Here is an 18,681-nt window from a genome sequence, read left to right as displayed (position 1 = left end):
TCCAACCGACTTGAGGACTTAGGGAAGCTTTACGCATCGCGTCGATTCGGCACCGGCCTCGTGAGTTTGCATGGACACGGCAGCGTTTATCGCTACTTGGGGCTACATCGGCATCATCGCCTTTTTGGTGCTCACGGGTTGCGGCTTGCCGATCCCGGAAGAAGTCCCGATCGTGGCGGCGGGCTGGCTCTCTGCGCCGCACGTGGCGAAGCTGAATCCCTGGATCGCCTTAGGGTCGTGCTTTATCGGCGCGATCTTCGGCGACATCGTGATGTACGGCATCGGCCGTAAGTTCGGGCGAAAGCTGCTGCAGCGCCGCGCGTTCTTCGCCAGCTATCTCTCTGCCGAGAAAGAACGGCACATCGAAGAGATGTTTCACAAGCACGGACTGAAAGTGCTGTTCGTGTCGCGGTTTCTCGTCGGCATCCGTTCGCCCATCTATATCACGGCCGGGATCTTAAAGGTTCCGTTTCGCCGCTTCGTGATCGCCGATATGTTTTGCGCCGGCGTGATGATCTCGACCTTCTTCAGCCTCGCCTACTTCTTCTCCGACTCCGTTTTGAAGTACATCACCGACGCCGAGAAAGCCGTCACGATCACGGTCGTGCTGGCCGGAATCGGCGTGTTGATCGGTTACCGCTACTATCGCAAACGCCACGCTGCGGCCCATTCGAAGCTCGTGCCGAGCGTGAATTGCGAACCCGAGCCGAACGACGAAAAGGTCGAGAAATCGGTCGCTTAGTTCTGTGTCTGAAAAGCAGTTGCGAGCCGCTTCGTAGCCGCTGAGAATAGCGTCATCGCCCCGACAATCGCGGTCGACGATCTTTCGCCGACCCGCTCGCCCCCAGCTCCGTGCTCGGAACATCCCCACCATGACGAATCGCTCTCGATCGTTTCGATTCTCTCCGTCGTCGCCGATTCCAGCGGCAGCTTGCGCCTTAGCGTTGCTCGTGTCGGGGGCGTTCGGCTCCGCCGCGCAAGCGCAGCAAATCGAGCTCAGTTCGCAACTACAGAACAATCTGCGCTATGTCCACGTCGGCATGACCGCGGGCCGCGTCACCGCGACCGCAGCCTTCTCCGGTCGCAATTTCACCTCGAACACGCAATCGGAAGAACGCCAGGAAAGCCTGCGCGTCGACATGACGGGAGCATCCCCGAGCGTCGACTATCAGCTGTCGACGAAATCGTTCAAGGTTTCCGTCGAGCTCACCGGCGGCAATCAACTGCGCATTCGCCGCACGCCCGTCGGTGAAGGGAAGATGAAGCCGTTCGAATTCTTCCAACCGTCGGAAGGGAAAGTCACCGTGCAGGTCGGCGACAATCCCGCGCGAACTTACGAAGCCGATTCCGTTTGGCATCTCATGGCCGCCGAGCCCGACCTCGCGAAGAACGACCTCGAGCCGTTGCTGCGCTTGCTTCGGCCGGGCTGGCCGCTGGCGTCGATCACGAAGTCGATCGAAGAGTCGCTCTTCAAGCAAGCCGGCAACGCCCACAATTACGATCGCCGCGCCTGGGGGGCGCTCGTCGCGCAACTCGCCAGCGAAAAGTATGTCGAGCGCGAAGATGCCGATCGCAAGTTGCGCGAATTCGGCCAGAACGTCGTTCCCTACTTGCGGAACTTGAGCCCGCATAGCCTCGACCCGGAACAAGGGTTTCGGATTCGCGTAATCGTGCGACGTTACCAGTCGGACGAGAAAGACGATTCGCCGGAAGCGGCGGCCGGCTGGATGGCTGCCGATCCGGAGATTTGGTACGCCCTCGCAACCCGCTCCGCTCCGAACCGCCGCGAATTGATTCGCGAACAACTCGAGCAAATCCTCGGCGAGCCGACCAAGCTCGACACCGACGCCGAAGGAGACAAGCTCAAAGAGCAACTCGCCACGATCCGCAGCCAAATCAACCGCTTGCAGAAAGCGACTTCAGGGACGAAGTAAAGTTCGAAGTGCTCAACCCAAAAGGAAAAGCCTACGCTGCGATCGATGCAGCGTAGGCTTTGTCCGTTTGCGGTAACGTACTCGGGAGTCGGGACGGCTTAATCCCACCACCAAGCCGAGTTCGCGAGTTCTTTCGGAGCGACGCTTTGGCGAAGCTTCAACAGCTGACCGCGCGAGTCGACTTCCATCGACTTCGGCTGCGCGACCGGGGTGACATCGACGGTCACGCCACCGCTGACCGAGGCGACGATCAACGACTTCGAGATCTCGCGGCTGTTGACCACGGTGTCGACCGTTGTCGGCGTGAAGCCGTGTTCGATCTGCACGACGCGCGGATTCATGAACCCGGAGCGTTGCCATTCGATCCGATCGCAGACGCCGTCTTGCTTCAACACGGCACAAACCAAGGCCAAGTCGAAGATGTTTTGGAGCTCGGCATAGATCGGATATTTCTGAGCGAGCAACGGGAAGTTCTTCGTGAAGTTCACGGCGAACTCCTGGTTCAAGTTATCCGAGCGGCCCGACTGCACACGCTGTCCGCGAGCGGCCAGAAATTCGTTTTCGCTCAAGAGCTTGATCCCCTGACCGCGAAGCTCGTATACGTCGTGCTCCGGCGAGGTGAGCAGGGCATCGTAGTTGAGCGTAAACCACCAGCGGAGCAGGTCCATCGCCGGAGGCGTTCCCTTGCTCTTCTTCACCATGTCGAGATAGCTCGGGACGTTCGGCACGCTCTCTTCACGGCCGATGCCGACGAGCTTCATCCGATAATCGGCTTCGACGAGAATGCGTGCGGCTCGGGTCGTCGGGTCGAGCCCATCGACCGTGATCTTTTGCGGGCCAAGGGCATCGCGGAGACCGTCCATCCACTTCGGCCGAGCCCCGGGGGCAAGCGGCTTCTTGTTCGATTCGGTCACGAAAGCCGTGACCTTCTGCAGCCCTTCGGGCGTCGGATCGATCGAGCAACCGAAATTGCCGCCGGCCAAGAACTCGCGACGCATCAGGTTCACGAGGTCGTCGAGCAACACGACCGGTCGATCGGTGTCGACGGCGAGCAGACGATTTTCACGACCGACATACCAGTCGCCGGCCGGACCGGCGAGCACCACGTCGCCCGATTCCGGGTAGACGAGCACATATTGAATCTTTTGCAACCCGGCGAGCGTGGCAAGCTCTTCCGTCGGAGCTAAGCCGCGCGCTGCGCGCAGTTGGAGTTCTCGTTCGAGTCGGGTCAGCGAAACCTTACGGAGCGAGGAAGTGCTGCGAGCCGAGACCCCGGCGGTGCCGCGAGCCGCTTCGCGTCGCAAGCTGCCGAGTCGGGCCAGCTGTTCGGCATCGACGATCGGCTTCATCCCGCCCGTGGCATCGACGAACACGCCGCCACGGTGCGACTTCACTTCCCCTTGGGTTCCGCCGGCCTCGCGCCACGATTCAGGGGCGATGGTCGAGGTCATCAACTCGATCAACGATTCGAAGTCGGGGCGAGCAGCTCCACCTTGGCCGCCGTTGGCGGGGCGGGCCGTGATGCCGCCGGAGTCGAAGTTCGACGTGGTGCCGAATTGTGCGAGGATATCGCTCCGGAGCCGGTCGCTGCGAATCGAGCCGACCGTTTCCAACGCGGCCCGGCCGGAGCCGACTTTCGCTTGAATGGCGGCGATGTTGCGCAGGGCTTCGTCTCGTTCGGCGACGGGCAACCGGCCGGCGGCGGCGAACGCGGTGGAAAACTCTCCCGCTTCCGCCTGGGCGCGAATTCGTTCCGGTAGGTCCGCGGCTGCGGCGCTCGGCAACAGGCTCGTCGGCAACAACGTCGTAAGCGTCCAGCCTGCGACGAGGCCGAGCATGAGTTTGCGAGCGACTTCTGCGAACCGACGGTGAGCGAGCAACGCCATAAGGCCAATCTCCTGTTCGGGATATCGCGCGACGACCAAAGCTGCTTCGACGTAAAGCTTACGTCGAAAACGACTCGCCGGATCGCTGCGACTACAAACGCCGCGGAATCGCGGGGCAACCATCCTAGAATGGCTACCGCCGGCTGCGGTCGTCAAGAATAAACCTACTGCTTTTTATGCGTCCTGAACGGCGAAATCGAAACAATCGACGCAATTTTCTCGTTCGGGAGCCGTTGCCGACCGTTTTCCGAGCATAAACGCTCAAGGAAGGAAAACACAGACGGCCCGTTCGATGGTGGTCTCGAACGGGCCGTCAGGTTTTTTATAGTCCGCCGAAGCGGATCGTTTGGGCCGCTGCAGCATGGCCGACAGCGAACCTCTCAGGCGGACTTTATCAAGCAACGAACACAAACACTTTCGCAAACCTTCCATCTCAAACCTTCTCGAACTTCTTCCGACCCAAGCCTAAATCCTCTTCGGCGACTCCTTGCGGAGCCGTCGAACTACTTGGCGCAACCGCAAGCTGGTTCAGCAGCGGCACAGGTCGCTTCGGCGCAACCGCCGCAGCCGCTATCGCAGCACTTGTTGCGGTGGCAGAGGCTGTGCACTTTGCAATGCAGCGAAGCAAGGAAATCGCGGATCGGGGTCGGACGGCAGCACGACGTGCCGCAAGCCGGAGCGCAACCGCACGACGGTTCAGCGGCGCACGACGGCTCAGCAGCACAAGTCGGGGCGGCGCAGGTCGGAGCGGCACAAGCCGGGGCAGCGGCGCAGGTCGGCTCAGCAGCCGCACAGGTCGCTTCGCAGCAGGTCGGAGCAGCGCAGCCGCTACGGCCCAACATGCGGTCAAGAAGAGCAGCCGCTTTCACGTCCGTCGAAAAAACGAACATCGAAGCAACAGCGAACAAAGAAAGAACGTACTTCATGGGGAGGACTCCAGTTCCTATAGGGAAACGATCACGAACTCAAGCCGATCTCAAAGCATCTCGGCTGCAGCTAAGCGAAGTTATCGTCCGGGATGCCAAGCTCCCTTGGCCTGATTTCGCAAGTTCGCGATCTTCCGGATATGCGGTCGATGACAAATACAGCCTTGCTAGCGGCTGGCCGGAATCGCTCGGTCGGAGCGATCAAATTGCGAAGAAAACGGCTGCGCGGAGCGATTTATCCACTCCCCCCAGCGCCACGCAATTTCTGGCGAACCTTAACGACTGCGCAAAGTCGTCCGCTCATCTAAGCGCGACGGAGCCGATCTTGCGGCTTACGACACCCGCTTGCGATACCGTTAGATCGTGACGATTAAGCCTGGCGCGCCGACGGAAATTTCCGCGCTCGCATCACTCGGCATCCCGGCTGCTTCCGCGGCCTTACTCGCCGCTTCGAACTGACGGCGCTGTTTGGTGAGGTTATGCAGCGCGTTCCACCAATGCTCGATTTTATAAACGACGGCGTCGAGCGCTGCGGTCAAGGCGTCGAGATCTTCCACCGGCTTGACGAAGAAGGCTTCCGCGCCGCGCCGGAACGCCGTCATCGCGTTCCCCATCGTTACTAGGCCCGTCAGCATCACGACTTGGATCCCGCCGTCGTATTCCTTGATCCGGCGCAACAGCTCGATGCCGTCGATCGTCGGCATGTCGATATCCAAGAGCACGATGCGATAGCCGTGGCGCATGATCTCGTCGATCGTCTGCGTCGGATCGTTGAGCGAGACGACGTCGTAACCCTTGCGGCTCAGCAGTCGTTGCATCCAAACCGTGAACTGCGGATCGTCGTCGACGTGTAAGATCGTGCGAATAACGCCGGAATCGGACATGGGGCGGACCTCGAAAATCCACGGAGCGCAAGAGTGTCGACGGACTGCGAAAGCTCGATCGGCGTGCGATACCCCGCTGATGGAACCTTCCTAACCAAGGCTAGACCATGAATAAGGTGGGACACCCCAAATGGGGTTTACCGCAGTCACGGGATTCCACACGGAATTTCGATTTGCGTCTCGCGAATAACGTCCTAGGCTTTTTTTGTCGTACGTCTGTTTCGCGAGCAGGGATAGCGCTCGAGTTCCGGAATCGGTCATGAATCTCCCGAATACGCCCCTTTATTCCGCTCTCGGGTCCGATCCCGATTTCGCGGATCTCGTCGATTTATATGTCGACGAAATGCCGGAACGGATCGTCCAACTCCAAGCACTGTTCGCCGCCGAGAAGTGGGACGAGTTGCGGCGCTCGGCCCATCAGATCAAAGGGGCAGCCGGAAGTTACGGCTTCCCCCAACTGACGCCGATCGCCGGACGCTTGGAACATGCGCTGTCGACCGCGCAGCCCGAAGCGGAGATCCAAGCGAATCTCGAAAAGCTCTTAGCGCTCTGCGCAGCGGTGCGAGCCGGCGCTCCCGATGCCGACTTCGGCGCGCGATGAATCAACGCGCGAGTCGGATATAATCCGGCCGCTCAAGCGACGTCCTACTTCTTCGCCGCCATGTAGAGCGTTTGCAGATACGGAACCGGAGCGCTGCCGAGCGCGTTGAGCACCGTGCCGCCGGCCGTGAAGCAATGCTTGATGTCTTCCGGCTTGCCGTAGCGTTCGCAAGCCGCTCCCCCTTCGCCGCCGCCGACATAAACTTCCACACCGGCCTTGGTGAGCCGTGCCAATTGATGCACGAAGTTCTTCGTGCCGGCTTCGAACTTCGGGTCTTCGAACATCCCGAGCACGCCGTTGTAGAAGACCACGCCCTTACCTTGGCTCTCGGCGAGATACTTCGTGATCGCATCGGCGAAGTGCTGCGACGTCTTCGGGCCGACGTCGAACTGCTGTTGTTCCGGCGTCATCGCGTCGACGACGCTGCCGTCGGCGAGCGTGAAGTCGACCGGCATGACGAACTTGATTCCCTTCGCTCGGCCGTCTTGCAGCAGTTGCTTCGCTTGCGCCACGCGGCTCGGATCGATGTACCAAGGCTGCTTCGCGTTTTCCGGCTTTTCGGCCAAGCCCATGCAAAACTGCTTGCCGGAAAGTTCAGCATCGGCCTTCAAGAGCGCGAGCACGAAGTTGCCCGCGACGAACACCCATTTCACCGTGCCGCGATCGACCACGGCGCGCAAGTCGTCGAGCTTGTCGGTCTTCAAACCGGAGAAGAAGACGAAGTCGGCGTTGAGGCACTGCTGCATCGGGCCGTCGAACTCACCGGCCACGTATTGCCCCAGCACCGCGCGCTTCATTCCCGCCGGCGCGATCGTGCTGGACGAATCCATGCTGCCGGCCGAGAGCGCTTCGTTGACGTAAACGGTCGCGACCTTTTCGGCGAGTTCGTTCACATACTTCGCAAGCGTCGGCGCGACCTTCGCGACGTCGTCCGGAGTCGCTTCCCAAAGCACCCGCTCGATCGCGTACTTCCGCGAATTTTCGAGCATGATGATGCTGCCGGGCGCGGCGTTCGTGATTGCCGTCTTCACGGAATCCAGCACCGTGTTCGTCGCATCGTCGTACCAATCGCCGATCAGTTGCACTTCACACTTGAGCAACTCGCCGAGTCGCTTGGCGACTTTGTTCAGGCTTCCTTCCGGCTTGCGGCCGATATGCCCGAAGATGATCTGCTTCCAACCATGCTTCCGACCGAACTCCAGCGTCGCAGCCATCGAGCGCAGGCGGATATCCCCTTCGCCGATCTCGGCTCCCGGCTTCGCGTCGACGTCGCCGCGGATCAGGACCGGCGTTCCGGACGGCACGTCGTGCAGCGATGCCAAGCGCGGGATCGCAGCGAGATAATCGTTCAACTTCAGGCCCGACGTCGCAGCCGGCGGCGCAGTGAGGAGAGTTTTGATCCAAGGAGCGAGCGATTCTGCGGTGACGGCCATGAGCGCAATTCCGATAAGAAAACCGTGGGGACGGGAACCACGACGAAGTGGAAATCGCGAACGAGAACGAGCCCGTTCGCGCGTGAATTTGCAAAGCGGCAAGATACCCGATTACGGGTCGAGTCGCCAGCGGCCGGTGTGTGAAGATGCCGTTCGTTCGATCAACGCTCGAAGCGCAAAGCCGTCACCGATTTTTCATCGGAAATGAATAACGCCGGAGCGCCGTCGAGCGTGCCGATCGCAAGGCCGCGAATCGCCGCACCCCAGGCGAACGAATCGAGCGGTTTCCCGGCGACGTCGAGAAAGTGGAGCGTGCCGTCGGCCCCGGCCACGACCCATAACCCGGTTCCGTCTTTCAACAACTTGCCGCCGACGATCATTTCGTTTTGCATTTCCGGCACCGGTTGCAAGCCGGCCGGTAGCGGATAGTTCCACAGTTCGGCTCCCGCCGCGTCGAACCCGATCGCGACGTCCGTGCCAGGGCTCGTCGAAGTAATGGCGCACAGTTCAACGCTTCCGTCCCCCGTCAGATCGGCGGCGGTGATGAGCCGTGCGGCTCGATTGCCGACCGGAATCTCTTTCAGCGTTTCGCCCCGTTCGTTCAACACGGCCAGCGTCATCAGCCCCGTCGTGCATAGCACCAGCCGCTTGCCGTCTTTGTCGGGTCCGGTGAGCGCCAAGCGTTGCACGTTCTCCGGCAACTTGCGGTTGCTCCATTGGCGAATCCCATCGAGCGAGATCGCCTGCACCCCGACGACGCCCCAATAACCGACGACGATTTCCGGTCGGCCGTCGCCGTCGAGATCTCCCATCTGCAAGTCGGAGATTCCCGCGTGCGTCCCATCCGGAAAGCTCAACAGCTTCTTGAAATCGGCGTCGAACAAATGCAGCTGTTGCTGAGCCGAAGCCGAACCCGCGAAATACCGCTTGCCGTCCCGATCGACGGTCGTACGCAGAAAACTAACGACCGCTTCCTCGGGCACCTTCGGCAAATCGAGTTGGGCGGTGCGCACGAGCTTCCCCGCCGCGTCGAGTTCGCCGACGGCGCGCAAGCCGTCCAGCACGACGATCCGCGCCGGCTTCCCTTTCTCTTCCGCCACGACGATGTGGCCGGGCTTCTTGATTTCCGTGTTCTGCCAGAGCTGCGTGAGCTTGAGCGTTTTCGGTTGCGACTTCGTCGCCAAGCTCACTCGGGCCGACAATCCCCCCTCGGGCGAGATCGCCGCCTGGGCTTGTTGCGCTTGCTCGAATTGCTTCAATCGCGCCGCATAACGCGCACGGGCCGCTTCGACGAGCGACTTCCCGGCCAACACCTCGTCGATGCGCGTGCCGAGCTCCGCGTTCAGCTTCGGATTGAGCCCGACTTCGTTATCTTGCACGATCCCCTGACGATCGAGAATGAACAGGTTCGGCACGAACCGGACGTCGAACGCCGTCATCGCCGAGCCGTCGACGAGCCGCGCCAGCGGAACCTCCAACTTCGCTTGCTTCATCGCTTTGTCTAAAACTTCGTCGCCGATTCCCATCGGGCCCGGGTTGTCGATGCTGACTGCGAGCATCATCAAGTCATCGCGCTTGCCGAATTTCCGCTGGGCTGCATTGAGCGCTTCCAGCACGAAGTGTTGACTTCCCTCGAACGCGACGAAGAGGACCACGGCGACCTTGCCGTTTAAGTCTCCCCGACCGATCGCGCGACCATCGAGCGTGCGCAGTTTGAAGTCTCCGATCGTCCGCCCGAGCGTTTCGGCGAGCGGAGGGGGAGGCGAGCTCCCCCACAACGGATCCAACTTATCGACGATTTTCAGTTGCGGCGGCGGGTCGAATTGAAACGCCTCGGCCGGCACCTTAGTGTTGAGTTGCGCGTCGATGAATTCCGCCGTCAGTTTCAGCTCCGTCATCGAGAGCGTATCGGCGAGCGTGAGCGCCAGGCGATCCGTCGGGAACTCGATCCGCCGCAAGGTCAGATTCTCACGATCGATCCAATACACCGTATTTCCGTCGGCGGATTTGACGCGCACGCGCCGACAATTTCGATCGCCGACGAAATCGTCGGACATCAACTCCGGCTTTGCGTCGCCGTGGCGAATCAAATCCATCGCGTCGGCCCCGAGCAGCATCTCGGCCGGCAGCGAACCGCCGTACATGCCGTTGAACGCCGCTTTGAGCGCGTCGTCGGAGTAAGCATCGCCGAGGGTCACGGGATTCGGCGCCGGCTTCTTCAGCAGAAAGCCGGGCAAGTCTTCATCCCAGCCCCAGGCCCAAGTTCCGTCGCACACGTACGTCGCACGATACAAATGCAGGTGCAACTTGCCGGGCCGCTCCAGCATCACCGCGAACGGCAACTTCGATTCCGTCAGCTGTTGTCCTTGGTTGCGACCGACGATGCGCAATTCCCCCCGATCGAAATACGAATCGGCCTTCGCGTAGGTTTCGATCATCCGCGTCAGCAGCTTCTCCCCTTCCGTCAGCGCCGGCGCGGAACTTTCATCAGGTCCTTTCGGCGGCTTCCCGGAGCAGCCGGCGAAGTGCGACAACAGCACGAGCGAAAGCAACGCCAATGTCGGCGCAATACGGCCGAGGGAGAACGACGACATCGAAAACCTTCCTTGATTGGTACGATTGCGTCGGCTTGACGCTTTTATGTCCGTGCGGAAAGATCCATCGCTTCCGCTCGATGCCATTAGGGCCACTATCTATCTAGGCAGCGAGCAAGCATTATGTCGCATGGCTGCATTGCGACTCAAGCTCGGCTTATTGACCATGCTGAGCGCAGAGGGATAAGATCGGTTATGGAGTTCAACGGGGCCGCGATTTGAGAGCCCCCATTTCTTACAGGCTTCCTAGAATGTCTTCTCTCGTCCGTTTCGGCGAATCCGCAGAGTTCACGATCCCCCTCGACGACGAACGGCTCATCGCCGTTTGTGCGCCGCATGCAGCGGAAGCCATCACTTCGCAACCGATCGAAGCTGCCACGCGCGAGGCTCTCGCGAATCCGTTGAAGTACCCGATGCTCACCCAAGCCGTGGTCGAGGGAGATAAAGTCACGATCGCGCTCGACCGGGGAGTGCCGCATTCGGCCGAGATCGTGCGCGTGATCGCCGAACAATTGCTCGCCGCCTCGATCTTGCCGGCCGACATCACCGTCCTGCAGTCCGATCGAACTCTGCCGGGCGAGCGACTGGAGCTCAGCAACGGCGTTTCGATTCACATCGAGCTCCACGACCCGCTCGATCGCGGCAAGCTCAGCTACCTCACCAACACCCGCTCCGGCCGGCCGATCTATCTCAACCGATTGGTTGCCGATGCCGAGATGGTGATTCCCGTCGGTTGCTTTCGCGGGCGCGAAGCGTGGGACTATCGAGGCATCTTCGGCGGCCTGTACCCGACCTTCTCCGATGCCGATGCCCATAAGCGCTTCCGCAACGCGCACCTGCTCGACAGCCGGAGCGAGATGTTCGAGAAGTCGCAACAAGAGATCGAGCTCGTCGGCCGACAGACCGGCACGCAATTCACCGTGCAAGTCGTGCCGCAGTCGGGAAGCGGCACGCCGCTGGTTCTCGCCGGCGAAGCCACGGCCGTTGCGCGGCGCGGCGAGGAGCTTTGGAACGACACGTGGAATTGCGAAGTCCCACGCACGGCCGATCTCGTCGTGGCAGCCCTCTCCGGCGAAGGGGCGCAGTCGTGGGCCAACGTCGGCAAGGCGCTGGCGATGGCGCTCGAAGTGGTCGAAGACGGCGGCGCCGTCGCGCTGTGTACGGAGCTCGCAGAGCCGCTGGGGCCCGCCCTGGATCTCTTTACGAAGCAAGAAGATCGCGACACGGCCGGCGATGAGATTCGCAAGGTCCGGCCGGCAGATGCCTTCCCCGCGCTGCTGCTGGCGGAAGCACAGCGCCGCGTCCGGGTCTATCTCTTGAGCAAGCTCGATGCGACGACGGTCGAAGATCTCGGCATCGCACCGGTCGCCGAGGCGGCCGATGTGGCAAGGCTCGCACTGCGCCGCAAGTCGTGCATCATCGTGAACGACGCCCAGTATACGAACGTGCGACTCGAGCAGAGTGTTCGGACATGACAGGCCCGCTCTACGACGTTTGCGGAACGGTCGACTTCTCGACGCGCGGTAAGATCGAGCTCACCGGCGCAGACCGTGCCGTGTTTCTGCACAACCTCTGCACGAACGACATCAAGAACCTCGCGGCCGGCACCGGCTGCGAAGCGTTCCTGCTCGACGCCAAGGGGCACATTCAGTTCTATGTGTTCGTACACAACACGGGCGAGCGGCTGCTGTTGGAAGAGATCGGAGCGCCGGCCGTCGAAGTCGGCGCACGGTTGCGTAAGCACCTCGACAAATACTTGATCCGCGAGAAAGTAACGATCACCGATCGGACGAACGATTGGGCGGAACTGCTCATCGCCGGCGCGAACGCCGCGGAGATCGTCGGCCGAGCGTTGGCCGTTGCGTTGCCGACCGCCACGCTCGGCAACACGTTGATTCCGGCATTCGGAGACGGTGCGTTCGTCGCCCGCTCGGCCCAAGCACCGGAGCCGAACTACACGATCTTTTGTCCTCGCGAGGCCGCGGCCGATCTGCAAGCCAAGCTCGTTGCCGCCGGCGCGGTTGCTTGCGCGGCCGATGTTTGGGAAGCGCCGCGCATCGAAGCCGGCCTCCCCCTTTACGGTCTCGACATTTCCGACAAGAACCTCGCTCAAGAGCTCGACCGTAACGAACTGACGATAAGCTTCCGCAAAGGATGTTATCTCGGCCAAGAAACCGTAGCTCGGCTCGACGCTCTCGGCCACGTTAATAAGACGCTCGTGGTGTTGGAGTATATTGCCCTTGCGCCCGAACCGGCGGAGCCGGCCGAAGTCGGCAGCGGCTTGTTGTTTCAAAAACAAGCGGTCGGAAAAGTGACGTCATCGTCGGTCAGACAAGGGATCACCGTCGCTCTGGCCTACATACGCCGCGACTGTAACGAACTCGGAACCAAACTGGAAAGCGCGTTGGGCGCGGCAACGATCGTTGCGCCTATCCGAGGCGAGCGGGGGACGTGAGTCCCCCGGTAAGATCGCCCCGACAAGTCGCTATGCGTCAAGCAGCTTTGATGTCACCGGGGGACTTACGTCCCCCGCTCGCCTCAGAGCTCTGCCTTACTTTAGTTCGTAGCAAACCAGCGCGCTGCGCATGCGTACATACAGCCGGTTGCCGACGAGGGCCGGCGAGGTCCAGGTCGGTTCTTTCGCGACCCTCGTCGTGACGATCGGCTCGTAGGCTTGCGGGTTCACTCCTAAGACGTCGAGTACACCGCGCTCGTTCAGTGCCAGAATGCGATTTTCGGCGACGAGCGGCGTGGTGTAGTAGCCGTGGTTGCCGCCGCGCCAGATCGTTTTGCCGTCGGCGAGCTTGAGGCAATGCCATTCGCCGCCGTCGTTCATGCCGTAGACGAACTCTCCGACGACGACCACCGACGATAAGTAACTTTGCAGATCGTCGTTTTGCCAAACTTCGCTCGCCGCAAATTCGCCGGCCGCATTGCGACCGATCTTCCACGCCGACAGCGGCCGCCCCACGGCGGTGAGCAACACCAGCTCGCCGGCGGCGACCGGAGTGCCGATCGTTTCGTCGTATTGATTTTGATACGGCACGCTCCACAGCAATTTGCCGGTCGCGAGTTCCAGGCCCACCAACCTCGGGCCGGTCGGCACGACGACTTGCTTCACCCCCCCGATCTCGGCCGAGACGGGCGATGAATAAGAGACGTTCTCATGCAGCGCGTGCCAAGCGACCTTGCCGGTCGTCCGCTCGAACGCCGTGATCGTGCCGCCGCGCGCGCCGCCGGTCGACGCGATAACGAACTGATCGAACACCAGAGGCGAACCGGTGTACCCGAACAGCGGCACCGGCGCGCCGCGACCTCCGCCGATCGGCACGACCACATGATCTTCGGCGACGACATAAGTGCGCTGGTCGGCCAGCGGCACGGACTCGGCGAACTCCGCCGGGAAGTAACTCTTCCAAACCACTTCGCCGCTCTCGGCCTTCAAACATTGCAGCCAACCGGCGATGCCGAGCGTATAAACGAATCCACCGGCGAAGGCGGGAGTTCCCTTCGGCCCGTTGCCATAGCGACGCCCCACGGCATGCGGATTGAAATCGACCGGGTTGGTCCGTTCCCACAACAGCTTGCCGGTGACGGCATCGTAGGCCGCTGCGCGTTCGAGCGGGCCGTTGCGATCGAGCATGTAAACGCGCCCCTCGCCGACCACAGGCGACGACCAACCTTCCCCAAGCGGCATGCGCCACACCGGCTCCAGCGGAGCGCTCGGCCAGGTGCTCGGCAGCGAAGTCCGCAGCGCGATCCCATTGGAACGCGGCCCGCGCCATTGCGACCAATCTTCCCCTTGGCCAGCTGTGCTCACAGCCGGGCGAGTTTCAGTCGGCAGAGTCGCGGTGCCAACGGGCTTCTCCGGTGCGCCGGCCGGCGCGGTCGCTTGAGCGCAAGCCGAGGTCGCGCAGCACAAAAGCGTGCCGAGCGCGAGCGTCGAGCCGAACTTCAACCGCTGGATTAGAGACCGCTCTGCGCTCGGGCCGGCGGATTGTTTTTTCATGAATTTTCGCCGCTACGGAACGGACCTCCCTGATTTATGCCCTGCTTCGAGCGCTCCGGCTCTTCGCTCGGCGATTATACCCTTCCGCCGTCGGGTTTCGGAGATTAGAAAAGGGAGGTCGCGCCCCGGTTGCGACTAGGAGCCGTAGCGGTACTCGTTTTCCGAATGCCTCCGATCCGCTTTGCTATCGCCCGCCCGGCGTCGATTCCCGCGTCTCACGTCGGCCATTGGACATCGTCTCGTGCCTCGCTTTCGTTTCTTCAGCAAAAAACGTGGTCAGCGCCGCACGATGTCGGAGTTGGGCGGACAGGCCGCGATGGCGGCCTTCTTCGCCGTGCTCATGGTCGCCGGGTCGGGCATCTTAGCGATCGTCGTCGGGCAGATGACCGCGCCCGAATGGCGCGCGAACCATGAGTTCCTAGAAACCCAAGGCACAGTGCTCGGAAAGCGCATCGCCGAAATTTCCAAAGAAGATCAACTCAATTATCGACCGGAAGTTTCGATTCGTTACGCGGTCGAGGGTCGCGAATACGAGGCGACCACGTTCGATGCGACCGGCGTTTATTCCACCGATCGGGCCGAATGCGAACGCTTGATCGAGCCGTTCGAGGTCGGCAAGGAATACCCTTGCTGGTACGACCCGCATCGTCCGTCGACCGCCGTCGTCAAGCGCGGCTACAGTTGGGTCGCTTGGGTCTTGCCGCTGTTGCCCGCGGCGTTCGTCGCCGTCGGCGTCGGCGGATTGATCTACGTGTTTCTTACTTGGGGAAAATCGGCCGAGCATCGCGCGCTGCTGCAACAAGCGTCGAATATGGAATTGTTCGAAGGGGCCGGAGGGTCGTCGTCGCGCTATCCGACGGTGCCGGCCGATCAGGACATTACGAACAGTCCCGGCACGACCCTGAAGCATCGGCTGCCGATCGCCGCGCCGGGCTGGAACACTTGGTTCATGACGATCGTCGCGATCGGTTGGAATATCCTCGTCGGCTGGCTCGTCTACAAGGCGATCGACGAAGCGCTTGCCGGCCGTGCCGACTACCTGCTCGGCCTGGGGTTGATTCCGTTTCTCGTCGCCGGAGGATTTCTCGCTTTCTTAGCCGGCAAGCAACTCATGATCACGACTGGCGTCGAGCCGACGGTCGTCGAAGTCTCCGACCATCCGCTGTATCCCGGGGGGCGCTACGAAATCTTCTTCTCGCAGCAAGGCAGGCTGCACTTCGAGCGACTTTCGATCGTGCTGGCCTGCGACGAAGAGGCGACGTTTCGCCAAGGGACGAACTCGCGCACGCACATTCAGCGCGTCGTCGAAACGGAAGTCTTTCGCCGCGATTCGTTCACCTTGAAGCGCGGCCAACCGTTCGCCACGCGACTCGAGCTGCGCGTGCCGGAAGCGGCGATGCACTCGTTTCAATCGCCGCACAACGCGGTGAAATGGAAGTTGATCGTGCGCGGCGACCTGCACAACTGGCCCGACTTCGAGCGGGTCTTCTCGCTGTTGGTGTTTCCCGGCCGCAACGGAGTGCCGCACGCATGAACGATCCCGGCATCACGATCTTGCTCGACGGCAGCCGGCGGCATTACGAGCCCGGCGAAACGCTCACGGCCGAATATCGGATCGATTCGCTCGCGCTCGTCGACGCGCGGGCCATCGAAGTTTCCGTCTTGTGGTACACGATGGGCAAAGGGGACGAAGACATCGCCGTGCATCACTTCGTGCGTCAAACGACCGATGACGGCGGCATGATCGACTTACGCAAACCGCAACGCTTGCGCACCGTGCTGCCGATGAGCCCGCTCAGCTATGAAGGGGTGATCGTCAAGGTTCGTTGGTGCGTACGCGTGCGTCTCTTTCCGACGCGCGGCAAAGAACTGACTTCGGATACGCCGTTCCATGTCGGCACCGTTCCGGCCGCGGCGCCCCCGCTCTTATGAACGACGAAGCACGCGGCGACGAACCTGCGGAGCGGATCAATCCGTTCTCGTCGCGCTTCGTGCGCCCCGGGGCGCTGCCGTTTCTCTTTCCGTCGGGCCTGTCCGCGGCAGCGCTCGTCGAGCGGTTCTTATCCGCGAATCGTCGCGGGCAAATCGTAGGTCCGCATGGTGCGGGGAAGTCGACGTTGCTCGCTTCGCTGGTGCGCGAATTCACGGCGCGCGGCGAGCGAGTGCAACTCATCGAGCTGCACGACGGACAACGTCGCTTGAAACTCACCGAGCCCTTAACGCCGCGCACGATTCTTTGCCTCGACGGTTATGAGCAGTTGAGCTTCTTAAGTCGCGTGCAAGTTGCGTGTAGCGTCCGTCGGCATGATTGCGGGCTGTTGCTCACGACGCACACGCCGGTTTGTTTTCCCGTTCGCTTACCGACGCTGTTCGAGGTCTGCCCGAGCGTCGCCACGGCCGTGCAACTTGCGACGGAACTCCTCGCACGGCATTCCGCAGCGGGCACCGCCGGCGACATCGCACCGGAAGAAGTTGAGCGATTGTTTTCCAACGAAGGTCGCAACATGCGCGAACTGTTCTTCCGGTTGTACGACTTAGCGGAGTTGCGCCGGTCGTAGCGACCGCGGCGTGCGAATAATCTCGGCTGAAGTTCGCGCATTCGCCCGCCGCGCGTGGGAATTAACGTAGGGTTGGGCGGACGAAATGCCTGGATTTTCGGGCGGAATCGTCGTCGCGTGCGCTTCGTTTCGAGCTTGTTCGCGGGCAAATTGCCGGCAGCAAGCAGCAAGCGAAATCGCGCGTCGTCGACAACCTGATCGAAAATGATCGCCCGAGATGAACATTCCGCACAGTCGGAAAGTATTACCAAATGGCGTTTCGTCGGATGAAATCATTGACGACTTGAACAAAACTTTCGTACACCAAAAGAACGCACTAGTTAGCGCCGTCGCAGGGAGAGATCAGATGATGAAACGAACTTACCGACGCATCCGAGTAACTGCCACGCTCATGGCCGCGGCAAGCATGCTTGTCCCTGCCGATGCGAATGCCTTCTTCGGCTGTCTGCAAAAGCGCCAAAACGCGGCGGCCTCGCTCTACGGCGGCACCGTCTGCAATCCGTGCGGTCAGCAGCTCGTTTGCAACTACGTCCCGCAAACGTGCTACCGAACGCAAACCGTCGCGGTGCCGGTGACGACGTATCGTCCCGTCTGCAGCGCCGACCCTTGCACCGGTTGCCCGACGACCGTGATGCGTCCCGTCGTCAGCTACCAACAACAAGTGCAGTACGTTCCTTATTCGTCGTATCGCTTGCAATACTCGGTGGCGCAGCCGGCCTGCCCCACCGCGACCACGACCTACTACGCTCCGGCTCCGACGTCGGGCATCGGTGCTCCGGCGATGACGTATGCCGCCCCTGCGGCCACCTACGCCGCTCCGGCCGCCGGTTGCTCTTCGTGCAACCGCGGTGTCGCCACGACGAGCTACTACGCTCCGGCAGCAACTTACCCGGCCCCAACTTATCCGGCCCCAACTTATCCAACCTCGACGTTCCCGACGTCGCCGTATCCCACGACCACGAACTACGCCGCGCCGCGCACGTCGTCGTTCGTTCCCGGCACGACCAACGCTTACACCTATCCGCCGGCGCAAGGCAACGTCAACGTCAGCGGGTATAACTACGGCGCCGCCGCGGCCCCCGCCGCCGCTCCGGCTGCGACGTACGGCGCGCCGAGCAGCATCGCCCCGACTTATGCGGCCCCCGCTTACTCGGCACCATCGTATTCGACTCAGACGTACGCCCCGACCTACGCTGCTCCGTCCGTGGCGACGCCGGCGTATGCCCGACCGACCCTTTCGACGCCGGTGCCGTCTTTGAATGGCACATCATTAAACGGCACGACGCTGAGCTCCGCCGCTCCGCTGCCGACGACCGGCTCCGTATACTATGCCCCGAACTCGAATTCAGGTTCCGTCTCGGCCGGCGGACTCACACCGGTTCCGCCGACGCTGAACTCCTCGACGCCGATCCCTACGAGCCAGCCCGTTCCGACGACGACCTACAGCGCTCCCGCGCTTTCCGCACCGATGCTCACCGCTCCGGCCCTCACTGCACCGGCTCTCAACATGCCGGGCACGATCTCGACTCCGGCGAAGTCGCCGTATTCGAGCGGCGTCGCTCCGAGCGGAACGGCGATTCCCGCCGCTCCCCGGTTGCAGCCGATTCCCGATCCGGAATTGGATCGCGGGCCGCGGATGGGCCCGACCTCGACGCCGGCCTTGATCGATCCGGAAGATAAAACGGCAATGGCTTGGCCCGTCCACCGCGCTTGGGACTACCGCGTCGTCGGCAAGGTCGTCCCGGCCTCGCTGACGACCGTGGTCGAGCAACCCGCGGCCGTGCCGCCGCAAGCAACGTTCCAACAACCGCACGACATCGCCGCAGTGAACCCGGCACGACTCGGCGCACCGCAAT

Annotated in this window: 14 protein-coding genes; 9 read left to right on the top strand and 5 right to left on the bottom strand. The window is 61.8% G+C overall.

Annotation, left to right across the window (positions count from 1 at the left end; genetic code table 11):
- Positions 1–70: 70 nt before the first annotated feature.
- Together K8U03_18695 and K8U03_18690 are read left to right on the top strand one after the other, a co-directional pair.
- Positions 71–742 carry a DedA family protein gene (locus K8U03_18695; protein MCE9606917.1) on the top strand — a complete coding sequence of 224 codons (672 nt, stop codon included), beginning with the start codon at positions 71–73 and terminating at the stop codon, positions 740–742.
- 130 nt (positions 743–872) lie between these two features.
- Positions 873–1,934, top strand: a complete 1,062-nt coding sequence (locus K8U03_18690) for a hypothetical protein (GenBank protein MCE9606916.1) — start codon at positions 873–875, stop codon at positions 1,932–1,934.
- Between the two features lie 98 nt (positions 1,935–2,032).
- Here the strand turns inward: K8U03_18690 and K8U03_18685 are convergent, their stop codons facing one another.
- Positions 2,033–3,820 carry a DUF1598 domain-containing protein gene (locus K8U03_18685; GenBank protein ID MCE9606915.1) on the bottom strand — a complete coding sequence of 596 codons (1,788 nt, stop codon included), beginning with the start codon at positions 3,818–3,820 and terminating at the stop codon, positions 2,033–2,035.
- A gap of 1,282 nt (positions 3,821–5,102) precedes the next feature.
- A complete protein-coding gene (locus K8U03_18680; GenBank protein MCE9606914.1) occupies positions 5,103–5,630 on the bottom strand; it encodes a response regulator in 528 nt (175 codons plus the stop codon).
- A gap of 259 nt (positions 5,631–5,889) precedes the next feature.
- Here K8U03_18680 and K8U03_18675 point away from each other — a divergent pair, with 259 nt between their 5' ends.
- On the top strand, positions 5,890–6,231 hold the full coding sequence (locus tag K8U03_18675; GenBank protein MCE9606913.1) for an Hpt domain-containing protein: 342 nt from the start codon (positions 5,890–5,892) through the stop codon (positions 6,229–6,231).
- Between the two features lie 44 nt (positions 6,232–6,275).
- Here K8U03_18675 and pgk read toward each other — a convergent pair whose 3' ends face one another.
- Both pgk and K8U03_18665 read right to left on the bottom strand, forming a co-directional pair.
- The gene (gene pgk, locus K8U03_18670) at positions 6,276–7,664 is read right to left on the bottom strand and encodes a phosphoglycerate kinase (GenBank protein MCE9606912.1); all 1,389 of its coding nucleotides are present in this window, start codon (positions 7,662–7,664) and stop codon (positions 6,276–6,278) included.
- A gap of 161 nt (positions 7,665–7,825) precedes the next feature.
- Complete coding sequence (locus tag K8U03_18665) at positions 7,826–10,258, bottom strand: redoxin domain-containing protein (GenBank protein ID MCE9606911.1); 2,433 nt, start codon at positions 10,256–10,258, stop codon at positions 7,826–7,828.
- Between the two features lie 251 nt (positions 10,259–10,509).
- Here K8U03_18665 and K8U03_18660 point away from each other — a divergent pair, with 251 nt between their 5' ends.
- Together K8U03_18660 and K8U03_18655 are read left to right on the top strand one after the other, a co-directional pair.
- Complete coding sequence (locus K8U03_18660) at positions 10,510–11,733, top strand: lactate racemase domain-containing protein (GenBank protein MCE9606910.1); 1,224 nt, start codon at positions 10,510–10,512, stop codon at positions 11,731–11,733.
- Positions 11,730–12,713: a hypothetical protein gene (locus K8U03_18655; GenBank protein MCE9606909.1), complete on the top strand. Its 984-nt coding sequence runs from the start codon at positions 11,730–11,732 to the stop codon at positions 12,711–12,713. The genes K8U03_18660 and K8U03_18655 overlap by 4 nt, the downstream gene beginning before the upstream one ends.
- Positions 12,714–12,809: 96 nt before the next feature.
- Here the strand turns inward: K8U03_18655 and K8U03_18650 are convergent, their stop codons facing one another.
- Entirely contained in the window at positions 12,810–14,267 is a 1,458-nt protein-coding gene (locus K8U03_18650; GenBank protein MCE9606908.1) for a PQQ-like beta-propeller repeat protein, read from the bottom strand.
- 241 nt (positions 14,268–14,508) lie between these two features.
- Between K8U03_18650 and K8U03_18645 the strand changes: the two genes are divergently transcribed.
- The 4 genes from K8U03_18645 to K8U03_18630 all read left to right on the top strand — a co-directional run.
- Positions 14,509–15,801, top strand: a complete 1,293-nt coding sequence (locus K8U03_18645) for a DUF3592 domain-containing protein (protein MCE9606907.1) — start codon at positions 14,509–14,511, stop codon at positions 15,799–15,801.
- Positions 15,798–16,199 (top strand): hypothetical protein, encoded by a 402-nt coding sequence (locus K8U03_18640; GenBank protein ID MCE9606906.1) that lies wholly within the window; start codon positions 15,798–15,800, stop codon positions 16,197–16,199. Before K8U03_18645 ends, K8U03_18640 begins: the two co-directional genes overlap by 4 nt.
- Entirely contained in the window at positions 16,196–16,825 is a 630-nt protein-coding gene (locus tag K8U03_18635) for a hypothetical protein (GenBank protein MCE9606905.1), read from the top strand. Before K8U03_18640 ends, K8U03_18635 begins: the two co-directional genes overlap by 4 nt.
- A 346-nt stretch (positions 16,826–17,171) precedes the next feature.
- On the top strand, positions 17,172–18,681 hold a 1,510-nt coding region (locus tag K8U03_18630; GenBank protein MCE9606904.1), incomplete at its 3' end, for a hypothetical protein.

This window comes from Planctomycetia bacterium (genome assembly GCA_021413845.1).
Classification (GTDB): domain Bacteria; phylum Planctomycetota; class Planctomycetia; order Pirellulales; family PNKZ01; genus PNKZ01.
The sequence above is the reverse complement of the archived record's forward strand: the minus strand, read 5'-3'. Positions and strand labels throughout refer to the sequence as shown.